Source organism: Pararhodobacter sp. (genome assembly GCF_034676545.1).
In the GTDB taxonomy this organism is placed as follows: Bacteria; Pseudomonadota; Alphaproteobacteria; order Rhodobacterales; family Rhodobacteraceae; genus Pararhodobacter.
The window spans coordinates 653,944-672,863 of the sequence record NZ_JAUCBZ010000015.1 but is presented as its reverse complement, the minus strand read 5'-3'; the positions used below and the strand labels follow the sequence as shown (position 1 = coordinate 672,863).

The following is an 18,920-nucleotide window of genomic DNA, read 5'->3' as shown; positions in this document are numbered from 1 at the left end:
TCACGCCCAGTTTCCTTTCGACATCAGGCCCATGATCTCCAACTGCCGCCAGTTGATGAACCGCTCCGACCATTTGTTCCACAGATCGGTGTGATCCTCCAGACCCTCGGCATAGGCCCGATATTCGCGGCCCCCGGCGTAATGCTGGCCTCGATCCAGCTCTTCGGTGGCTTTGTCGACCATCGTCGAGAGGAATTTCGCATGCAGCAAACAGCCCGAGGCCTTTTCACCGCCCAGCGTATCATAGGTCAGGTTCAACCCGCGTGGCAGCAGCATATGCGTCGAGCTGACATAGGCATAACCGCGATCCCATTTCACCAACGGCACCTTGTTGAGCGCCGGTGCGGCGCGTGGCGTCTTGGTGAAAAACGCGCGCGCGCACGCGGGCCACCCTGAACCCACAGGTTCCGGTATTGGCCGTTGCGCGTGATGGAATAATTTGCGCTGTCAAACCAGTTGGCAACCTCGAACGGGTTTTGCCCCTCGATACAGGGGTGATCGCTGACCGGGCCACGCGGATACATATCCAGCAACAGCGTGCCAAAGCTGCGCAACCCGGCATCATCGAGCCAATCGGTCAGCGCGCGCAAAGGCCGGGTGTCGCAAAACGGATAAAGGAAGAACTCATCGACATCGACCACCAGCGCCCAGCGCCCATGCGCATGTTTGCGCAGCAGGGCATTGAGCCAATCCATGCCGAACCGCGCGTCTTTGTAGCTGGCATTCGTGGTCCAGACCGACACATCGGGCTGCGCAGCCAGATAGTCGCGCGAGCCGTCATTCGAGCCGTTGTCAACGATCAGGAATTGCTCGATCCCCAGATCGCGATAATATTTCAGGAAATATGGCAAGCGGGCGCGTTCGTTGCGCAGGGTGGCGAACAACAGCAAGCTGCGCGGCGTCAGCGATTTGGTGCGGTCCTGCACGGGCGTCAACGCCCGCGCCTTGAGGCGCGCCCGCCACAACCAGCGTTTTCGCATCCAGCGCAGGCGGTATGATGACACAACCCCCAACCGCAACCCACCCTTGTTCTGCCCGTGTTTTGCCTCGTCTAACGCGTTGGTGAACAGGATCAAAACGAAAAACAACTTTGCGGCGCAAACCGGGGGTCAGCGCCGCCGAAAGGTGCAAAAGGTAAAGGATTGCGTGCGCTGCATCGGCGTTTGATGCGTATGGGCGCGGCAGGTGATACGCGCAAATCCCGCGCCCAGTTCTTGCGCCAGACCGTCAGCGCAATAGCGGATCACCGGCAGGTTGCTGCATTTTTCCGGCCCATCCAGCGCAAAGGTGCCGATGATCGCCACGCCACCAGGCCTGAGCGCCTGCGTCAGCGTGCGGATATAGGCGGCGCGATCCGCTGCCTCGGTCAGGAAATGAAACACAGCGCGGTCATGCCACAGATCATAGGGGCCTTCGGGTTGCCAGTCGGTGATATCGGCGGCGATCCACTGCACGGCTTTCGCGCGCGCACCCAGGCGATCCTGCGAGACCTTCAGCGCCTCGGCCGAGAGATCGAGCACCGTGAGGTCCGTAAAGCCGTCGTCCAGCAAGGTATCCACCAACCGCGACGCCCCGCCCCCGGCATCCAGCACACGCGCGCCGGGCGTAATCCCCGCCTGCACCATCATCTCACGCGAGACGGCGGGCGACTCCTCGAACCAGGTCAGCGCGGATTCGGTGCGCGCGCCGTAGACGGCATTCCAATGATCTTGCTTGTCGGTCATCCCCAGCCTCCGCGTGACATCAGCCCTTCGGCCTCAAGTTGCTGCCACCCGCGATATGGGGTCGAAGCGGGCGTCCACAAGTCAGGCGCGGCAATCACCGCGTCGTAATAGGCGTCAAACACCGCCGGATCGCCAAAATGCTGGCGGCGCTGCTTTTCCTCACGCGATTTTCCGGTGATCTCGGGCAGGAATTTGGTGTGCAACAAGACGCCAGACAGTTTTTCGCCGCCATCGGTGTCGTAAATCGCGTTCAAATGCCGGGGCAAAAGCGTATGCGTCGAGTTCAGATACAGATAGCGCCAGTGCCATTTCACCAGCGGCACCTTGGTCAGCGTCGGGCCGCGTTCCGGACGATCCGCAAAAAACTGCCGCGACCGCGGGCCGCCCTGGATCCACAACGCGCCAAGGCCCGGTTTGCGGGTGATGGTGTAATTGCCCGCATCGTACCAGTTCAGCACCTCGGCCGGATGCTGGCCGGGCGAATAGCGCACCGTATCAATCGGCCCTTTGGCATAAAGATCCAGCATCAGCGCGCCAAAGGTCGCCTCGCCTTCGCTCTCCAGATGATCGGTCAGCGCCTTCAACGGGCGCGCCTCGTGATGCGGATAGATCAGCAGCTCATCGACATCCACGGTCACGCACCAATGCCCGTGACCGTATTTCATCAGCAACCCTTGCAACCAGTCCATCCCGAACCGCGAGTCGCGGTAGCTGGCGGTCGTGTGCCACAGCGAGACATCCGGCTGATCACCCAGATAGGCGCGGCTGCCATCGGTAGAGTCGTTATCGACGATCAGGAACTGTGACACGCCCAGCGCGCGATAATGCGCCAGAAATTGCGGCAGACGCAGGGATTCGTTGCGCAAAGTGCAAAACAACAAGATCGCGCCGGGCCGGATCGACTCGGTGCGATCCACCAGCGACACGATCTCGCGGCGCTTGCGCCACGCGCGCAGGATCCGGACCTGACGTCGCCGCCGCCACTGAACCGCCCCCCAAAACTTGCGCAGTCTGGACATCGAGTCTCCCCTTCTCGAATTCATCTTGCCTGAAATACTCGCGGGGGTGAATTCGCCAAAGGCGAAGAGGGGGCTGCAAGCCCCCCCTTTTGTCTCTTTTCCGATCCATCCGGGCTTATTCAGCCGCCTGACGCATCGCCATCATGTCATAGATGTAGTCTTCCAACTCATCGCGCAGCTCGGGGCGGGCCAGACCAAAGGCAACGGTGGCCTGCAAGAACCCGGCCTTGGTGCCGCAATCGAACCGCTGGCCCTGGAACCGGTAGCCATAGACGTTGTTCGACTGTTCGATTTCCTTGGCAATCGCGTCGGTCAGCTGAATCTCGCCGCCCGCGCCCGTGCCTTGACCATCAAGGTTCTTGAGGATCTGCGGCGACAGGATATAGCGGCCAATCGCGGCCAGGTTCGAGGGCGCGGTGCCCGGAGCCGGCTTTTCGACCATGCCTTTGACCTTCAGCGTCGGCGAGATCGAGGCATTGACATCCAGCACGCCATAGCTGGAGATCTTGTCGGCGGGCACCTCCATCGCGGCGACCATATTGCCGCCGGTCTCGGCATAGGCGTCGACCATCTGCGCAAGGCAGGGCTTTTCCGCGGCAATCACGTCATCGGGCAGCAGCACGGCAAAGGGCTCATCACCAATCAGATTGCGCGCGCACCAGACCGCGTGACCAAGGCCCAGCGCCTGATTCTGGCGCACATAGGCGATGGCGCCCGAGTCCATGCAGGTCTTGTCATAGATATCCAGCAGATCGGTCTTGTTCTTGGCGCGCAGCGAGGCTTCCAGCTCGGGCGCACGGTCAAAGTAATCCTCAAGCGCGCTTTTGCCGCGCGAGGTGACAAAGATGAATTCAGTGATACCGGCGTCGCGTGCTTCGTCGATCGCATACTGGATCAACGGACGGTCAACCAGCGTCAGGATTTCTTTTGGAATTGATTTCGTTGCAGGCAGAAAACGGGTGCCCAAACCAGCGACGGGGAACACGGCTTTGGTAACTTTGGTCTTCATCGGAATATCCCACTTGTGCTTTTCTCTGACGGGCATCTCCCGCCGACAAGTTGGTTAATGATGGGTAAACGGGGCGCGTTTGTGGCCGGAAACAGGGTGTTTTGTGCTCTTTTCGCGGAAATACAACCTGTCTCCGGTGTCGATGGTTAACGACTCAACCCAGGGTTACACCGGGCGCCAAAACAAGGAAAAACGGGTTCTCGTAGCCCGGTTTGCCGTAGGTCAGCGGCGTATGATCGTCGAATCGCAAGACCTGTCCACCCGCGCCCGCGACAACGGCGTGGCCCGCGGCGGTGTCCCATTCCATCGTGCGGCCAAGGCGCGGATAGAAATCAGCCTCGCCCGTTGCCACCAGACAGAACTTGAGCGACGACCCCGCGCTTTTCGCGTCTTTGACCTTGAAGCGGTTGATGTAGTCATCGGTTGCCGCGTCACGATGCGACTTGGACGCAACCACCAGCAGCGCATCATTGTCAGGCGTGGAGACGTGCAGGGCGGACAGTGGCCCGGCGGTGTCGCCAAAGGGCGCGGCCTCCTCGACGCTGCTGCCATCGGCGCGGGTGTAGAACAGCCGATCCTTGGCCGGAGCGTAGACCACGCCGCGCACCGGCACGCCATTTTCCACCAGCGCGATATTCACCGTAAAATCGCCGCGCCGTTTGACGAATTCCTTGGTGCCGTCCAGCGGGTCGACGATGATGAACCGGTCGGCCTTGATCGCGTGGCTCTCGGACAGTTCCTCGGTGACAACCGCCACATCGGGGAACATCTTGGCAAGCTCGGCGCGGATCAATTCATCCGCAGCCTCATCGGCTTCGGTGACCGGGCTGTCGTCGGCTTTGCTGCGGGCCTCGAAATCGGGGCGGGCGTAGACCTCCATGATCACATCGCCGGCTTGCAGGGCGATTGCGCGAAAGGCTGTCTCAATACGTTGGTAAAACTCTTGGGTCATTGTATTTCCTCATACAGCAGCCGAGTTGATTGGTTGTTCAATTGGCCCTATCGTTGTCCGCCGACTGTGTGCAACCCTTTGCCCGCCCGAATTGCCAGGAAACCCTTGATGCTCAGCAACCGCAGCGATGAAAACTGGTTCGCCTCGGCCTTTACCCTGCTGGAGCTGATCTATCATTCGTCGATCCGCTCGGTGCGCAAGGGGCACGGCAACGCGGTTCTGGGCCTGTTGATGAACATCGCGCAGACCATGCTGTTGGTGGCCGTGTTCTATGCCATGTACGCGTTTATCGGCTTTTCCTCGGGCGGTATTCGCGGCGATTTCATGCTGTATCTGATGACCGGCGTGTTCCTGTATATGTGTCACGTCAAGGCGATGTCGGCGGTTGTCGGGTCTGAGGGGCCCACCTCGGCGATGATGAAACACGCGCCGATGAATACCATCGTGGCGGTGGGCGCATCGGCCTTGGGCGAGCTGTATATTCAGGTTCTGTCCATGCTGGTGGTGCTGTTCATCTATCACGCCGCATGGGAGCCGTTGGTGATTCACGATGCCTTGGGCGCGCTGTTCATGGTCTTGCTGTCCTGGTTTTCCGGCGTGGCGATTGGCATGATCTTTCTGGCCGCAAAACCCTGGGCGCCGCAATTCATCGGGCTGGCCTCGCAGATTTATGCGCGCACCAATATGTTCGCCTCGGGCAAGATGTTTGTCGCCAATTCCTTGCCGGGGTTCATGCTGCCCTATTTCACCTGGAATCCGCTGTTTCACACGATTGATCAGGCGCGCGGCTTCACGTTTCTCAACTATAACCCGCATTATTCCAATGTGATCTACCCGGTCGCGATTTCGTTCGCGTGCTTGCTGATTGGCTTGATGGGCGAATTTTACACCCGCCGCCGCGCCTCGCTCAGTTGGGCAGCAAAGCACTGAGCGCATCACAGATGTGTTTGCCTTGGGCACCAGCGTTGATTTGGTGGTGATTTTCTCCTTTACTGACGTTTTTATCAGGAGGTTTTCCCATGACGCGTGTTCTCGTGGCTCTCGCCGCCATGTTCCTTACCTTTGCCGCCGCAACCTCCACCCGCGCTCAGGATTTTCCGGCGCTGTTCAGCGTCACAGGAGTCGCAAACAACGATGTGCTGAACATCCGCCAGGAACCCTCGGCCCGGGCACCCATCGTCGGCACGTTCTCGCCGCGCCAGACCGGAATCGAGGTGATCGGCCTTTCCGAAGATCGCCGCTGGGGGCTGGTGCGCACCGAGGAGGGTGTCGGCTGGTCGGCGATCCGCTTTCTGCGCCAGGAACGCCCCGATAGCTGGCAACAGGGGCAACAGCATCTGACCTGCCTTGGCACCGAACCTTTCTGGAACCTGAACCTGTTCCTGCCAAGCAATCGCGCCGAATTCGAAGATCTTGCCACCGGCGGGTTCGAGCTGCGCACCAACGCGCCGCATATGAGTTTTACCCGCCACCCTGCCACAATGGCGATGTCGTTCAATGGCGCGCGCCAGGGCTTTGCGGTGATCCGGCAAGGCGTATGCTCGGACGGGATGAGCGACCGCCTGTATGGGCTGGAGGTGCAGCTTTATTGGCACGATCAGCCCGAAGGGTTGTCGGGCTGCTGCATGTTGGGGCATTAAGCCGGGCATCCGACACAAGAGGCCCCCATGACCGCCATTTTCATCGACGCCGACGCCTGCCCTGTGCGCAACGAGGCCCTGGCCGTCGCAATGCGCCACAAAATCGCGCTGCATATGGTGTCGAATGGTGGCATTCGTCCGGTGGATCATCCGTTGGTGTCGATGGTTTATGTCGATCAGGGCGCCGATGAAGCCGACAAATGGATCGCCGATCATTGCGGCATTGGTGATGTGGTGGTGACGGGTGATATTCCGCTGGCGGCGCGCTGTGTCGAGGCGGGCGCGCGGGTTTTGAAGCATGATGGTAGCGAATTGACATCCGCCGGAATTGGCAATGCTCTGGCGATGCGGGATCTGGCGGCGGATTTGCGCGCGGCCGATCCCTTTCGGGCCGGGTCCGGGCGGGCGTTTGGCGCCCGCGACAAGGCGCAGTTCTCGCAAACCCTGGAGCGATTGGTTGTCGCAGGATTGCGTCGTTAAAACCTTTTGAAATGCGCAAATAACCGCCGATGGTGTCATTTCATTTCCTGCAACTATAGCGGTATATGCATTTTGCAATTGCATTTGTTTTTGGATCGTGCGAATTAACGCAAGATGATAGAATTATCCATGGAGAAACAGATATGGTCGATCTGGCCACGCTGTCCCTTAAAGAGTTGAAGCAGTTGCAAAAAGATGTCGATGCCGCTGTCACTGATTTCAAAGACCGTGAACGCCGCGCCGCTTTGGCCGAGGTCGAAGCCTTCGCGCGTGAGCGTGGCCTGACACCCGCTGATCTTGCTGGTATTTCTGGCAAGCGGACACGCCGCCCTGCCGCCCCTAAATATGCCAACCCCGCAAACCCATCACAAACCTGGACGGGCCGCGGACGTCGGCCGCTTTGGGTGGTCTCGGCGATGGCGGAGGGCAAAAGCCTCGAAGATCTGGCAATATAACATTTCTTACATAATAGTATAAGGCGGCCAATTGGCCGCCTTTTGCATATTCCAAAGTTTCAAACCGAGACCAATCAACCCCAGGTCGGATGATATCTATTCGCGGGCGATAATGTAAAGATTTCGCAACCCTGCGCTGTGACGCCGATGGAATGTTCGAATTGCGCGCTCAAGGATTTATCGCGCGTCACCGCCGTCCAATCATCGGACAACACTTTGGTTTCCGGGCGACCCAGATTGACCATCGGCTCGATGGTAAAGAACATGCCCTCTTCCAACGTCGCCTCGCGCCCTTGCCGCCCGTAATGCAGTACATTCGGCGGAGAGTGAAACACCCGCCCCAGCCCATGCCCGCAAAAATCGCGCACAACAGACATGCGCTGCGCCTCGACATAGGTCTGGATCGCATAGCCGATGTCGCCAAAGGTATTGCCCGGCTTGACCGCCTCGATGCCCAACATCAACGCGTCATGCGTGACCTGGATCAGACGCTCGGATTTGCGGCTGAGATCACCGGCGACATACATGCGCGAGGTATCCCCAAACCAGCCGTCGATGATCACCGTCACGTCGATATTCAGGATATCGCCGTTTTTCAGCGTTTTCGCGCCGGGAATGCCGTGGCACACCACATGGTTCACGCTGATGCAACTGGCGTGCTGGTAGCCGCGATAGCCGATCGTTGCCGATTTCGCGCCATGAGCCTCGACCATTTCGGTAATCAGGCGGTCAATCTCGCCGGTTGATTGGCCGGGAAACACATGCGGGATGATATCGTCGAGGATCTGCGCCGCAACGCGCCCGGCCTTGTGCATACCGGCGAAATCTTCAGGGTCGTGAAGGCGGATCCCTTCGCGGGTGACGCGGCCGTTCTTGTCGTACACGGGGTATGCCCTTTTGCTGTTCAGGCTCTAAATAGGGGTGTTGCGCGGTTTTGACCAGACTGCGGGCTTTGGTCAATGGCCACCGCGCCCGCTGCAACCACGCCCAAGGGGCTGATTTGTGTTCCAAGCCCCAACATGCGCACCCCGGCCGCGCGCGCCGTATCAAAGGCCTGCGCATAGGCCGGGTCGATATCGGCGGCGATTCGAATGCGCGCCACATCGTCGCGCGCCAACAGATAGAGCATCGCAGCGGGCTGGCCGGCGCGTGCAGCCTCGGTCAGATCGGTCAAATGTTTCATACCGCGCGCAGTGACGCTGTCGGGGAATTCGGCCCAACCATTGCGCCTCAAGGTGACGCTTTTGACCTCGAGCAGCGTGGTGTCGCCCAGCTTGAAATCTACGCGACTGTTGGTGCCCATCTTGACCTCGGCCCGAAAAGCGCCCGCCACAACACCCGGAACGGTATCGGCGCGCAGGGCCTCGGCAACGACCCGGTTGGCGATGGCGGTGTCGACGACCGCCAAGCCGCTGCCGGTTTCGACCAGTTTCCACGACCAGCGCAACTTGCGTTTGGGGTCATCGTTGCCCTCGATCCAGCAGGTCATGCCCGGCTCTGCCATGCCCAGCATCGAGCCGGGATTGGCGCAATGGGCGGTGATCACCGCGCCGTCCAGCTCCATATCGGCCAGAAAGCGTTTGTAGCGGCGGATCAGGCGGGCGCGGATCAGGGGGCGGGAAAACTGCATCTGTGATGAGTAACGCGCAACGGCGCAATTGGAAACGCCCGCGCGCTGCGCTAGGGTTTGCCAAAGACGTAACGAGGTTCAAATGTCAAATCCTACCGCCGCCATGCTTGTGATCGGAGACGAGATCCTGACCGGCCGCACCCGCGATGCCAATATGTACCATCTGGCCGGCGAATTGACCGGACGCGGGATTCGTCTGCGCGAAGTTCGGGTTGTCCCGGATGAGCAAGACGCCATCGTTGCCGCGGTGCGCGCCTTGAGCAAATCGGTGGATCATGTGTTCACCTCGGGCGGGATTGGCCCGACGCATGACGACATCACCGCCGATGCGATGGCTGTGGCCTTTGGCGCGGCGATTGATGTGCGTGACGATGCCCGCGCAATTCTGGAAGCGCATTACAAGCGCACCGGGCTGGAGCTGAACGAAGCACGCCTGCGCATGGCGCGGGTGCCCGAGGGGGCGACGCTGATCGACAACCCGATCTCGGCAGCACCCGGGTTCACGATTGGCAATGTGCATGTGCTGGCCGGGGTTCCGGCGATCTTTCAGGCGATGGTGGCCAGCGTGCTGCCGACACTGACCGGCGGCGATGCCTTGCTCAGCCAGATGATTGATGTGAACCGGGGTGAGGGCGAGATTGCCACGCCGCTCAAGGTGTTGGCGGCGCAATTCCCGGATCTGAGTTTTGGCTCGTATCCCTATCAGCGCCAAGGCGCATTCGGCACGCAACTGGTGGTGCGGGGTACGGATGGCGGGCGGATCGGCGCGGCAATGGTGGAACTGGCGAAACTGGCGAAACCGACATGAGCGCGACCTCGGATCAGCTTTTCGCCGCCCTTGAAGCAACCTGGCCGCCGTTGTCCAGCCGCCGCGTCGGGCCGTTTCGGCTGCGCGTCGGTGGCGGCGGCGGCAAGCGGGTGAGCGCGGCGGTCTTGGAGGGGGCCCATTCCGACGACGCTCTGGACGCGGTTGAAACGGAACTGGGCGCGGCGCCCTTGTTTCAACTGCGCGATTCGCAATCGGATTTTGACGCGGTGTTGGCGGCGCGCGGGTATGACGTGGTTGATCCGACGCTGGTCTATAGCGCGCCGATCACCCTGATCGCCGAGGCCCCGCGCCCGGTATCCTTGCTGGCGGCCTGGCCCCCTTTGGCGATGCAGCGGCAGGTGTGGCTGGACGGCGGCGTCGGCCCGGAACGCGTCGCGGTGATGGAGCGCGCCTGCGAGCCCAAGAACGGCTTTATCGCGCGCTTTCAGAACCGGGTTGCGGGGGCCGGATTTGTCGCGATCCATGACGGGATCGCAGTTTTGCACGCCTTGCAGGTCGAAGAGGATTTCCGGCGTCTGGGCGTTGCACGCTATATGGTGCGCGGCATTGCGCATTGGGCGATGCAGAACGGCGCCAAGACCTATGCGCTGGCGGTGACCAAGGCGAATTTCAACGCACGCGGGCTTTACAGCCAGCTTGGGATGACTGAAGTTGAGGCGTATCATTATCGTCAGAAAAAGAGTTCCCCATGACCCAGATTACCGCGCTGAATTTGCCTCCCGCCAAGGACATCCCCGAGGCGACGCAGAAATATCTGGACCTGTGTCAGGAAAAGCTGGGCCTCGTGCCGAATGTGGTGCAGGCGTATACGTTTGATATTGCCAAGCTGAACGCGTTTACCGCGATGTATAATGACCTGATGCTGGCGCCCTCGGGCCTGAGCAAACTGGAGCGTGAGATGGTCGCGGTTGTCGTGTCATCGATCAACCGCTGCTGGTATTGTCAGGTGGCGCATGGTGCGGCGGTGCGGTCGCTTTCGGGCAATCCGGCGCTGGGCGAGGCGATGGTGATGAACTGGCGTGCCGCCGATTTGGACGCCCGCCAGACCGCCATGCTGACCTTTGCCGAAAAAGTCACCAAGACCAGCTCCGAAGTGGTCGAGTCCGACCGTCAGGCACTGCGCGACGCGGGTTTTACCGACCGCGATATATTCGATATCGCCGCACTGGTCGGGTTTTACAGCATGTCGAATCGCGTGGCCTCAGCCATCGGGATGCAGCCGAACCCTGAGTACCACGCACAGGCGCGCTGACGGGTTTGCCAACTGTTTGACCAGTTCGCCGCCGCGTGGGGTTTCCGCGCGGCGGTTCTCCTTGCTCCGAAACGACCAGAGCCATGACCACAAAAGCCCCCTTGTTCACGCCGGTCCTGATTGGCGGCTGTCTGATCCTGATGGTCGGATTCGCGATCCGTGCCGCGTTTGGCGTGTTTCAGATCCCGATTGCCGAGGAATTCGGCTGGCTGCGCGCTGAATTTTCCTTGGCGATTGCCATTCAGAACCTGGCTTGGGGCATCGGGCAGCCGCTCTTTGGCGCGCTGGCCGAGAAATTCGGCGACCGCCGGGCGATCATTCTGGGCGCGCTGGCTTATGCGGCGGGCTTGCTGCTGTCATCCTTTGCGGTGACACCCGGCGCGCATCAGATGCTGGAGATCCTTGTGGGGTTTGGCATTGCCGGCACCGGGTTTGGCGTCATTCTGGCGGTGGTGGGCCGCGCCGCGTCGGATGAGCACCGCAGCCTGACCCTGGGAATCGCCACGGCGGCGGGGTCTTTGGGGCAGGTGTTCGGCCCACCGCTGGCCGAGATCCTGCTGGGCTATTTCCCGTGGCAAACGGTCTTCGTGATCTTTGCCGCGATGATCCTGTCCACTTTGTTGTTCCTGCCCCTGCTGCGCTCGCCCAATGTCGCCTCCCGCGCCGAGTTGGAGCAATCCATGGGCAAGGCGCTGACACAGGCCTTTCGTGACCCGTCGTTTACGCTGATCGCGGCGGGGTTCTTTTCTTGCGGCTATCAACTGGGGTTCATCACCGCGCATTTCCCGGCGATGGTCACCGAGATGTGCGGCGCGATCTCGCCCGACGGCTACCTTGCAGCGCTGGGCGTCACCACGACGTCGGCGCTGGGCGCGGTGGCCATCGGGGTGATCGGTCTGGCGAATATCATCGGCACGCTGACCGCCGCCTGGGCCGGGAAACGCTGGCGCAAGAAATATCTGCTGGCGGGGATCTATGTCGCGCGCACCATCGTGGCCGCCGGGTTCATCGTGATGCCCATGACCCCGGCTTCGGTGCTGATCTTTTCCATGCTGATGGGGTCGTTGTGGCTGGCGACCGTGCCGCTGACCTCGGGGCTTGTCGCGCATATCTACGGGCTGCGCTATATGGGCACGCTTTATGGCCTGGTGTTTCTGAGCCATCAGGTCGGCAGCTTCATGGGCGTCTGGCTGGGCGGGCGGCTTTACGATATTTACGGCAATTACAATCTGGTCTGGTGGGTCGGCATCGGCGTTGGCGCGTTTTCAGCCGTGGTGCATCTGCCGATCCGTGAACGACAATTGAACCTGGTACCGACATGAACATCATCTTTGACCTCGACGGCACGCTGATCGACAGCGCACCCGATATTCACGCGGCGGGCAACGCGGCGCTGGCCGCCGAGGGGTTGCCCGGCGTCTCGCCCGAACAAGCGCGCAGCTTTATTGGCAAGGGTGCCGGTGTCTTTGTCGAACGGCTGGAGGCAGCGGTGGTCGATCGGCCCGACCCGGCGCGCGTGGCCCGGATGCGCGCGGCGTTTTCCGCGCAATATGAGATCGCGCACGCCCTGACGCGGATTTATCCCGGCGTTGAGGCGGCCCTGGCAAAGCTGGGCGGGTCTGGTTGGCGATTGGGCCTTTGCACCAACAAGCCCTTGCGGCCAACGCACACCGTTCTGGCGCATTTCGGCTGGTCAGAGATGTTCGAGGTGGTGATTGGTGGCGACAGCCTGCCGGTTCACAAGCCAGACCCGGCCCCGCTGCGCGCGGTGATCGAGGCCATGCCCGCTGGTCCGGTGGTCTACGTCGGCGACAGCGAGGTGGACGCCGAAACGGCGCAGCGCGCGGGCGTGCCCTTTGCCCTGTACACCGAAGGCTACCGCAAGACCCCGGTTGCCACGATCCCGCATGACATGCGGTTCAGCGACTGGGCCGAACTGCCCGGCATCGCGGCGGCGCTGATCCGTTAAGGGTTTTCCGCGTGAGCGATGTCGCGCAGATCGTTCATGCGACGCGCGAAAACCGTCTCGAAACTGTTTGCGCGGGCAAAGTCCACCGCCTTGGCCGAGGCGGCGATGATCTGTTCGCGGTCCTGATCCAGCCGCTCGATGGCCCGCACCATGTTGCCCGCGCGGCCCTTGCGGACCAGCCAGCCGGCATGCGAGTCTGAAACCAAGCGGCGCAGCATGGCGTTCTTGGTGCCCAGAATCGGCAATCCGCAGCCCAGCGCCTCGACATAGGCGCTCAACGGGGTCGGCAGGCGACGCGCCGACAGAAAGATATCGGCGTCCTGGCGCAACCGGGGAACGAGGCGCGCATCGAAGCCCTGGGGCTCGTGCAGTCGCAGGTGATCCGACAGGCCCAGCGCGGCGATACCATCGCGCAACCGCGCCTCATCCGGACCCGTGCCAAACAGATCAAATGTAAAGTTCATCCCACGCGCCGCCAGAAGATGCGCGACCGGCAGGAAATCGAGCACCCGGGATTCCGGCGTCATCATGCCGAACCACGCCAGCCTGAGCGGTGCGCCAGAGCGCAGATACGCGGCGCGGGTTTCTTGCTCGGCCGGGCGGGCCAGCATCGGGGTGCGGATGCGGTTATCAAGATAGTGCAACGTGCGTTCGGTCAGGCGCCCATAGGCCTGTTTCGCGGGGTAACCGTTGAAATGCAGCCCGTCCGCCCCGGCCAACGCGCGCCGCAACTGCCATTCATTGCGCAGGTTATACACCGCCGAGCCGATGCGCTGCCGCACTTTGGCATGCCGTGCAAAACCCGCCGCCAAGCGGCCTGTCAGTGCCTGTTCGACCGTATAGACCAGTTTGCCAAACCGCCCGCGCATGGCTTTGGGCAGGTTCAGATGGCGCAGATCATCTGCCGAGCAATAGACCAGCGACGATTCATCAAGCAGCATAGCAGGCACGGGCGTGCCGCGATCCAGCACGATCAATTCAAACCCAAGCTGCGCGACGGAATAGCGCATCGGGTCATCAATGGTATACTCGCCACGCCACAAGACACAGCGCACCTGACCCGGCCACAATTGGCAATGCAGCTTCATGCCCTCGACAAACTTGACATCAAGGACCACATCGCCGCCCATGGTTTCGATAATCGGGGCGGGCGAGAGCATCAGAAGGGATGGCATGTGTGGGTCCGTTCGCGGTTCGACAGCGGTGTGTCGCCTGAGAAAAGGGTGGAATGTCGGCAAAAGTCCATCCAAAATCGGACTTTATGGGGGTTTGGCCGCGATGTGGACGTCAATTCTGCGGAAAACTGCGCTGATAGCGGCCGCCAGCGGTCTGGCACTGGCGGCGCTGTTGGCGCAATCCGTCGCCTCGAACACGCCGAATGCACCGACTTTGAGCGCGCCAACCCAAGGGTTGCGGGTGTTCCACCTCGGGCACAGTCTGGTCGGCCGCGACATGCCGGCGATGCTGGCGCAACTGGCGCAGGCGGCCGGGCTGCCGGACCATCGCTATGAAAGCCAGTTGGGCTGGGGCACGTCGCTCAGGGCGCATTGGGATGAGCGTATCGAGATCGGCGGGTTCGAGGCCGAGAATGATCACGCCCATTTCCGCCCGGCGCATGAGGCCATCGACAGCGGCGACTATGACGTGATCGTCCTGACCGAAATGGTCGAGTTGCGCGACGCGATCCGCTGGCATGACAGCCCGCGCTATCTGCCGCTTTGGGTCGAGGCGGCGCGCGCGGCGCGGCCTGATGTGCGGGTGTATCTGTACAAGACCTGGCATGATCTGGAGCACCCTGATGGTTGGCTGGCCCGGCTTGAAAACGACCCGGCCGAACTGTGGGAGCGACAGTTGCTGGCCAGTGTTTGGGCGAACCCTGCGCTGGGCCCGCTGCATATCATCCCGTCAACGCAGGTTCTGGCAGAACTCACGCGGAGGATGCAGAACGGCGAGACAGCGCCCGGCCTGACCCGGCCCGAGGATCTGTTTCGCATCAACCCCGACGGCACGCTTGATACGATCCATCTGAATGATCAGGGCAATTATCTGATTGCGCTGGTCCATTTTGCGACACTCTATCATCGCTCTGTGGTTGGGCTGCCCTTTGCGCTACACCGGGCGGATGGGACGCAAGCCGACCCGATTGACCCCTTTGCCGCCGCGATGATGCAGCGGATCGTGGATGCGGTTGTCCGCGCAACGCCCAACACTGGGTTGGCCCCGGAGGCATTGGAATGAGACTTGTCCTGTTGATCCTGGCGCTGCTGCTGCCCTCCTTGGCCAGCGCACAAATCGACGTGGCCCCGCGTGAGGGGCGCCGCGCGCTGGGATTGAACCTGGCCGAAGTTGTCGGCTGGTCCACCGAATTGCCGTTCATCGACGTGATGCACACGGCGACGCGCTGGATCGGGCATTTGCCGAACCAATGGGGCGGGCTGGATGAGGCGGCGCTGGAGGATCTGGGCGCTCTGGATGAAAACGGCTGGCCAACCGGCGTGCCCCGCAATGCGCGCCGGGTTTCGACCTCGGTGCTTGTGGATCTGCCGGCCGGGATGACCTCGACTGCGGGGGTCTGGCACGCGCGCTGGGAGGGGTCTGCCTATCTGGGCTTTACCGGGGCGGCGCGCAATGTGCGGTTTGGCGACAACAGCGCCACGTTTCAATTCGAGCCGGGCAATGGCGCGGTGATCATCGAGTTCAACCGCGGCTCGGTGCGCAATCTGTCGATCGTGCATGAACGCCACCTGAACCGGTTTGTCGCGGGCGAAGTGTTCAACCCTGACTGGCTGGCGCGGATCGCTGACGTGGAACAATTGCGCTTCATGGATTGGACCCTGACCAACAATTCCGAGGTCAGCCATTGGGATCAGCGCGCGCGGGTCGCGGATTATTCCTGGGCGCGGCGCGGGGTTCCGTTGGAAATCCTGATCCGGCTGGCCAATGAAACCGGGGCCGAGCCGTGGTTCACCCTGCCCCATCTGGCCGATGACGACTATGTGTTCCAGCACGCCTTGATGGTGCATGACGCCCTGAACCCCGAGCTGCGCGCGTGGTTCGAGTTCTCGAACGAGATCTGGAACTGGACCTTTGCACAGGCCGATTGGGCCGAGCAAGCCGCGCGGGGTCGTTGGGATCGCGAATGGGGCTGGGTGCAATACGCCGCCGTGCGCGCCGCCGAGGTCATGCGGGTGATCGACACGGTTTACGAGGACGAGCCTGAACGCCGGGTGCGGGTGCTGGGTCTGTTCACCGGCTGGCTGGGGCTGGAAGCGGATATGCTGGAAGCGCCGGATTATGTGGCCGAGGATCCCGCGAACCGCCCGCCGCATGAGGTGTTCGATGTTTTGGCGGTAACCGGGTATTTCTCGGGCGAGTTGCATTCCGAGGGCAAACAGGAGGTGCTGCAAGAGTGGCTGGCGACCAGTCTGGCAGCCGCCGAGGCGCAGGCCGATGAACAGGGCCTGACCGGTGCGGCGCGCGATGCGTATCTGGTCGAACATCGGTTTGATGCGGCGATTGATCTGGCGGCGCGCGACTTGCTTGATGGCAGCGTGACGGGCAATGCCGAGAACTCGGTCCGCGATTTGATCGACCGCACCCTGACCCATCATGCCGCCGTTGCGCGATCCTATGATCTGGCGCTGGTGATGTATGAGGGCGGCACGCATGTGGTGGTGCGGCCCGAGAACCACGGCGATCAGGTGCTGGTCGATTTCTTCACCGCGCTGAATTATGCGCCGCAGATGGGCGATCTGTATCGCGCGTTGATCACCGGGTGGCATACGCTGACCCCGGCGCCGTTCATGGCCTATATGGATGTCGGCAAGCCGTCGGTCTGGGGGTCTTGGGGGGCGCTGCGGCATCTGGACGATCAGAACCCACGCTGGGATGCGCTGATGGAGGCCACCGCGCGATGAGCCTGTCGATCATTGTCCCCGCCTGCAACGAGGCGGCCTATATCGGCGCTTGTCTGGCGGCGGTGCTGGCCGCGACCGGGCCGCAGGGCGCGCAGGTGATCGTCGCGGCGAATGGCTGCACGGATGAGACGGTGCCGCGGGCGTTGGCCTTTGCCGACAGGTTTGCGCACAACGGCTGGCGGTTGGATGTGCTCGACCTGCCCGCATTGGGCAAGCATGGCGCGATGGATGCGGGCGATGCGGCGGCGGTTCATGCCGCCCGAGTCTATCTGGATGCCGATGTGCTGGTGTCGCCGACGGTTCTGGCCGAGGTGGCGCGGGCCTTGGCGGTGACGGAGGCGCGCTATGCCTCTGGCACGCCGATTGTCACCGCGCGCTCCTGGATCACCCGCGCTTATGCAAGGTTTTGGGTGAGGCTGCCGTTTGTGGCGCAGGGCGTGCCGGGGTTCGGGCTCTATGCCGTCAATGCGGCGGGGCGCGCGCGTTGGGGGCAGTTTCCGGCGATCATCTCGGACGATACGTTTGTGCGGGTGCAATTCACGCCGGAAGAACGCATCAAGGTGCCGGGAACCTATCGTTGGCCAATGGTCGAGGGGTTTCGCCAATTGGTGCGGGTGCGGCGGCGTCAGGATCAGGGTGTGGTGCAGATGACCGCGTTACACCCCGATCTGATGGCGCATGAGGGCAAGGCGCGCCCCGGCAAACGCTGGCTGCTGGGGCGGTTGTTGCGCGATCCGGTAGCCTTTGTGACCTATGCCGCCGTGACGGTGGCGGTGCGCGCCGGATGGGGCGGTCAATCCGGCTGGGTGCGCGGCCGTTGAGCGAAATGCCCGGCCAGTTTCGCGGCCTCGACATCGACATTGTGGCGCAGCAAGACGCGGGCGCGGCCGGTGGTGCCCATGCGGCGCAGCTTGTCCTCGGGCGCGGTCGCAAGCGCGATCATCGCATCGACCAATGAGGGCACGTCGCCCGCGGGCACCAGCCACCCGGTTTTGCCGTCTTGCATCAGCTCCGGCACGCCGGCGATCCAGGTGGCGATCACCGGGCGGGCCGAGGCCATCGCCTCCATGATCACCATCGGCAACCCCTCGGCAAAGGACGGCAAGACCAGCGCGTGTGCAGCGGCAATCTCGCGGCGCACGGCGTCTTCATCCAGCCAGCCGGTCAGTTCGATCTGACGGCCCAGACCCGCATGAGAAATCGCGCGCTCCATCGCAGGGCGCAACTCGCCGTCGCCGATCAGGACCAGCTTGATATCCACACCACGGCGCGCAACCTCGGCCATCGCCTCGATCAGCAACAACTGGCCCTTTTGTTCCGCAAAACGACCGATATTGACCAAGGTGACGGGGCGTGTGGTCGGCATGGGGCGGGATTCGGTGTAATGCTTGGATTCGATGCCGCAGTGCACCACCTTGATGCGCGACCAATGGCGATACTCGACCAAACGGCACAACTGGCTGCGACCATAGGCGCTGATCGCCACGACAAAATCCGCGCGCCTGATCTTGGTCGGCAGCGCGATAGCCTGGGGTTTGTCGAATTCTTCGGGGCCGTGCACCGTAAAGCTGAACGGGCGGCCCGTCATTTCACCCACCAACATCGCCACACAGGCCGCATTGGTGCCGAAATGCGCGTGCACTCGGTCCACGTTTTCCTCGATCACCCGGCGCGAGACATAGGCGGCCTCAAGGAAATAGATCAGATGCTTGATCAGCCCGGCCTCGGAGCGCCAACCGACGCGCAGCGCCAGCGCAAAAGCCCGGTGTATCCGCAGCGGCGCGCGCAGCCCCGCCAGAAACACCGCCCAGATCATCGCGATGACGCCCTTGGCGAGGACATATTCCGTCACGGCGGCCTCGTCTCGATCACCGGGATCGACCAGATCGCCGTCAAACGGACGCATGGCAAAACGCTTGACTTGCGTGCCCGCCCGCTCAAGTGCCCGCACCTCGCGGCGAATGAAACTGTGCGAGGGCGCGGGGTAGGTATTAAGGATATAGCCGACTTTCACACAGGCACCTGTCTACTGTTCAAACCCTTT

General features: G+C 62.0%; 20 protein-coding genes and 1 pseudogene. 12 read left to right on the top strand and 9 right to left on the bottom strand.

Annotation, left to right across the window (positions count from 1 at the left end; translation table 11 throughout):
• The 5 genes and pseudogenes from VDQ28_RS06700 to cysQ all read right to left on the bottom strand — a co-directional run bounded on the left by VDQ28_RS06700 (position 1) and on the right by cysQ (position 4,704).
• Positions 1–980 (bottom strand): annotated as a pseudogene (locus VDQ28_RS06700) (glycosyltransferase family 2 protein).
• Positions 981–1,109: 129 nt separating this feature from the next.
• Positions 1,110–1,724 carry a class I SAM-dependent methyltransferase gene (locus VDQ28_RS06695; protein ID WP_323035195.1) on the bottom strand — a complete coding sequence of 205 codons (615 nt, stop codon included), beginning with the start codon at positions 1,722–1,724 and terminating at the stop codon, positions 1,110–1,112.
• Positions 1,721–2,743, bottom strand: coding sequence for a glycosyltransferase family 2 protein (locus VDQ28_RS06690; RefSeq protein WP_323035194.1), 1,023 nt, complete (start codon positions 2,741–2,743; stop codon positions 1,721–1,723). The genes VDQ28_RS06695 and VDQ28_RS06690 overlap by 4 nt, the downstream gene beginning before the upstream one ends.
• Positions 2,744–2,858: 115 nt before the next feature.
• Positions 2,859–3,752 carry a UTP--glucose-1-phosphate uridylyltransferase GalU gene (gene galU, locus VDQ28_RS06685; protein WP_323035193.1) on the bottom strand — a complete coding sequence of 298 codons (894 nt, stop codon included), beginning with the start codon at positions 3,750–3,752 and terminating at the stop codon, positions 2,859–2,861.
• 154 nt (positions 3,753–3,906) lie between these two features.
• Positions 3,907–4,704: a 3'(2'),5'-bisphosphate nucleotidase CysQ gene (gene cysQ / locus VDQ28_RS06680; RefSeq protein ID WP_323035192.1), complete on the bottom strand. Its 798-nt coding sequence runs from the start codon at positions 4,702–4,704 to the stop codon at positions 3,907–3,909.
• Between the two features lie 108 nt (positions 4,705–4,812).
• Between cysQ and VDQ28_RS06675 the strand changes: the two genes are divergently transcribed.
• From VDQ28_RS06675 to VDQ28_RS06660, 4 genes are all read left to right on the top strand, one after another.
• A complete protein-coding gene (locus VDQ28_RS06675; protein ID WP_323035191.1) occupies positions 4,813–5,634 on the top strand; it encodes an ABC transporter permease in 822 nt (273 codons plus the stop codon).
• An 89-nt stretch (positions 5,635–5,723) separates the two neighbouring features.
• Complete coding sequence (locus VDQ28_RS06670; RefSeq protein WP_323035190.1) at positions 5,724–6,344, top strand: SH3 domain-containing protein; 621 nt, start codon at positions 5,724–5,726, stop codon at positions 6,342–6,344.
• Positions 6,345–6,371: 27 nt separating this feature from the next.
• The gene (locus VDQ28_RS06665; protein ID WP_323035189.1) at positions 6,372–6,824 is read left to right on the top strand and encodes a YaiI/YqxD family protein; all 453 of its coding nucleotides are present in this window, start codon (positions 6,372–6,374) and stop codon (positions 6,822–6,824) included.
• 143 nt (positions 6,825–6,967) lie between these two features.
• The gene (locus tag VDQ28_RS06660) at positions 6,968–7,279 is read left to right on the top strand and encodes an H-NS histone family protein (protein WP_323035188.1); all 312 of its coding nucleotides are present in this window, start codon (positions 6,968–6,970) and stop codon (positions 7,277–7,279) included.
• Positions 7,280–7,353: 74 nt separating this feature from the next.
• Here VDQ28_RS06660 and map read toward each other — a convergent pair whose 3' ends face one another.
• Entirely contained in the window at positions 7,354–8,163 is an 810-nt protein-coding gene (map, locus tag VDQ28_RS06655; protein ID WP_323035187.1) for a type I methionyl aminopeptidase, read from the bottom strand.
• Positions 8,164–8,183: 20 nt separating this feature from the next.
• A complete protein-coding gene (sfsA, locus tag VDQ28_RS06650) occupies positions 8,184–8,909 on the bottom strand; it encodes a DNA/RNA nuclease SfsA (protein ID WP_323035186.1) in 726 nt (241 codons plus the stop codon).
• An 82-nt stretch (positions 8,910–8,991) separates the two neighbouring features.
• Between sfsA and VDQ28_RS06645 the strand changes: the two genes are divergently transcribed.
• The 5 genes from VDQ28_RS06645 (at position 8,992) to gph (ending at position 12,959) form a co-directional block, all read left to right on the top strand.
• Positions 8,992–9,717, top strand: coding sequence for a competence/damage-inducible protein A (locus tag VDQ28_RS06645; protein WP_323035185.1), 726 nt, complete (start codon positions 8,992–8,994; stop codon positions 9,715–9,717).
• On the top strand, positions 9,714–10,430 hold the full coding sequence (locus tag VDQ28_RS06640) for a GNAT family N-acetyltransferase (protein ID WP_323035184.1): 717 nt from the start codon (positions 9,714–9,716) through the stop codon (positions 10,428–10,430). Before VDQ28_RS06645 ends, VDQ28_RS06640 begins: the two co-directional genes overlap by 4 nt.
• Positions 10,427–10,990, top strand: coding sequence for a peroxidase-related enzyme (locus VDQ28_RS06635; protein ID WP_323035183.1), 564 nt, complete (start codon positions 10,427–10,429; stop codon positions 10,988–10,990). Before VDQ28_RS06640 ends, VDQ28_RS06635 begins: the two co-directional genes overlap by 4 nt.
• An 83-nt stretch (positions 10,991–11,073) precedes the next feature.
• A complete protein-coding gene (locus tag VDQ28_RS06630) occupies positions 11,074–12,312 on the top strand; it encodes an MFS transporter (protein ID WP_323035182.1) in 1,239 nt (412 codons plus the stop codon).
• Positions 12,309–12,959, top strand: a complete 651-nt coding sequence (gph, locus tag VDQ28_RS06625; RefSeq protein ID WP_323035181.1) for a phosphoglycolate phosphatase — start codon at positions 12,309–12,311, stop codon at positions 12,957–12,959. The genes VDQ28_RS06630 and gph overlap by 4 nt, the downstream gene beginning before the upstream one ends.
• Here the strand turns inward: gph and VDQ28_RS06620 are convergent.
• On the bottom strand, positions 12,956–14,134 hold the full coding sequence (locus VDQ28_RS06620) for a glycosyltransferase (RefSeq protein WP_323035180.1): 1,179 nt from the start codon (positions 14,132–14,134) through the stop codon (positions 12,956–12,958). The genes gph and VDQ28_RS06620 overlap by 4 nt on opposite strands.
• 103 nt (positions 14,135–14,237) lie before the next feature.
• On the opposite strand from VDQ28_RS06620, the gene VDQ28_RS06615 reads away from it, so the two are divergent.
• Genes VDQ28_RS06615 through VDQ28_RS06605 form a run of 3 tightly spaced genes read left to right on the top strand, consistent with a single transcriptional unit; the run spans position 14,238 to position 17,697 of the window.
• Positions 14,238–15,197 (top strand): hypothetical protein, encoded by a 960-nt coding sequence (locus VDQ28_RS06615; protein ID WP_323035179.1) that lies wholly within the window; start codon positions 14,238–14,240, stop codon positions 15,195–15,197.
• Positions 15,194–16,876, top strand: coding sequence for a hypothetical protein (locus VDQ28_RS06610; RefSeq protein ID WP_323035178.1), 1,683 nt, complete (start codon positions 15,194–15,196; stop codon positions 16,874–16,876). Before VDQ28_RS06615 ends, VDQ28_RS06610 begins: the two co-directional genes overlap by 4 nt.
• Positions 16,873–17,697 (top strand): glycosyltransferase, encoded by an 825-nt coding sequence (locus VDQ28_RS06605; RefSeq protein WP_323035177.1) that lies wholly within the window; start codon positions 16,873–16,875, stop codon positions 17,695–17,697. The genes VDQ28_RS06610 and VDQ28_RS06605 overlap by 4 nt, the downstream gene beginning before the upstream one ends.
• Here VDQ28_RS06605 and VDQ28_RS06600 read toward each other — a convergent pair.
• Complete coding sequence (locus VDQ28_RS06600) at positions 17,670–18,890, bottom strand: glycosyltransferase (protein WP_323035176.1); 1,221 nt, start codon at positions 18,888–18,890, stop codon at positions 17,670–17,672. The genes VDQ28_RS06605 and VDQ28_RS06600 overlap by 28 nt on opposite strands.
• Positions 18,891–18,920 lie beyond the last annotated feature (30 nt).

Bases quoted from the DNA above. Each gene is read 5' to 3' on its own strand.
- VDQ28_RS06610 (WP_323035178.1), top strand. From the start codon at position 15,194: ATGAGACTTGTCCTGTTGATCCTGGCGCTGCTGCTGCCCTCCTTGGCC.
- galU (WP_323035193.1), bottom strand. From the start codon at position 3,752: ATGAAGACCAAAGTTACCAAAGCCGTGTTCCCCGTCGCTGGTTTGGGC.
- VDQ28_RS06660 (WP_323035188.1), top strand. From the start codon at position 6,968: ATGGTCGATCTGGCCACGCTGTCCCTTAAAGAGTTGAAGCAGTTGCAA.
- cysQ (WP_323035192.1), bottom strand. From the start codon at position 4,704: ATGACCCAAGAGTTTTACCAACGTATTGAGACAGCCTTTCGCGCAATC.
- VDQ28_RS06695 (WP_323035195.1), bottom strand. From the start codon at position 1,724: ATGACCGACAAGCAAGATCATTGGAATGCCGTCTACGGCGCGCGCACC.
- VDQ28_RS06630 (WP_323035182.1), top strand. From the start codon at position 11,074: ATGACCACAAAAGCCCCCTTGTTCACGCCGGTCCTGATTGGCGGCTGT.
- VDQ28_RS06665 (WP_323035189.1), top strand. From the start codon at position 6,372: ATGACCGCCATTTTCATCGACGCCGACGCCTGCCCTGTGCGCAACGAG.
- VDQ28_RS06615 (WP_323035179.1), top strand. From the start codon at position 14,238: ATGTGGACGTCAATTCTGCGGAAAACTGCGCTGATAGCGGCCGCCAGC.
- VDQ28_RS06690 (WP_323035194.1), bottom strand. From the start codon at position 2,743: ATGTCCAGACTGCGCAAGTTTTGGGGGGCGGTTCAGTGGCGGCGGCGA.
- sfsA (WP_323035186.1), bottom strand. From the start codon at position 8,909: ATGCAGTTTTCCCGCCCCCTGATCCGCGCCCGCCTGATCCGCCGCTAC.
- VDQ28_RS06620 (WP_323035180.1), bottom strand. From the start codon at position 14,134: ATGCCATCCCTTCTGATGCTCTCGCCCGCCCCGATTATCGAAACCATG.
- VDQ28_RS06635 (WP_323035183.1), top strand. From the start codon at position 10,427: ATGACCCAGATTACCGCGCTGAATTTGCCTCCCGCCAAGGACATCCCC.
- VDQ28_RS06645 (WP_323035185.1), top strand. From the start codon at position 8,992: ATGTCAAATCCTACCGCCGCCATGCTTGTGATCGGAGACGAGATCCTG.
- VDQ28_RS06675 (WP_323035191.1), top strand. From the start codon at position 4,813: ATGCTCAGCAACCGCAGCGATGAAAACTGGTTCGCCTCGGCCTTTACC.
- VDQ28_RS06605 (WP_323035177.1), top strand. From the start codon at position 16,873: ATGAGCCTGTCGATCATTGTCCCCGCCTGCAACGAGGCGGCCTATATC.
- VDQ28_RS06640 (WP_323035184.1), top strand. From the start codon at position 9,714: ATGAGCGCGACCTCGGATCAGCTTTTCGCCGCCCTTGAAGCAACCTGG.
- VDQ28_RS06670 (WP_323035190.1), top strand. From the start codon at position 5,724: ATGACGCGTGTTCTCGTGGCTCTCGCCGCCATGTTCCTTACCTTTGCC.
- gph (WP_323035181.1), top strand. From the start codon at position 12,309: ATGAACATCATCTTTGACCTCGACGGCACGCTGATCGACAGCGCACCC.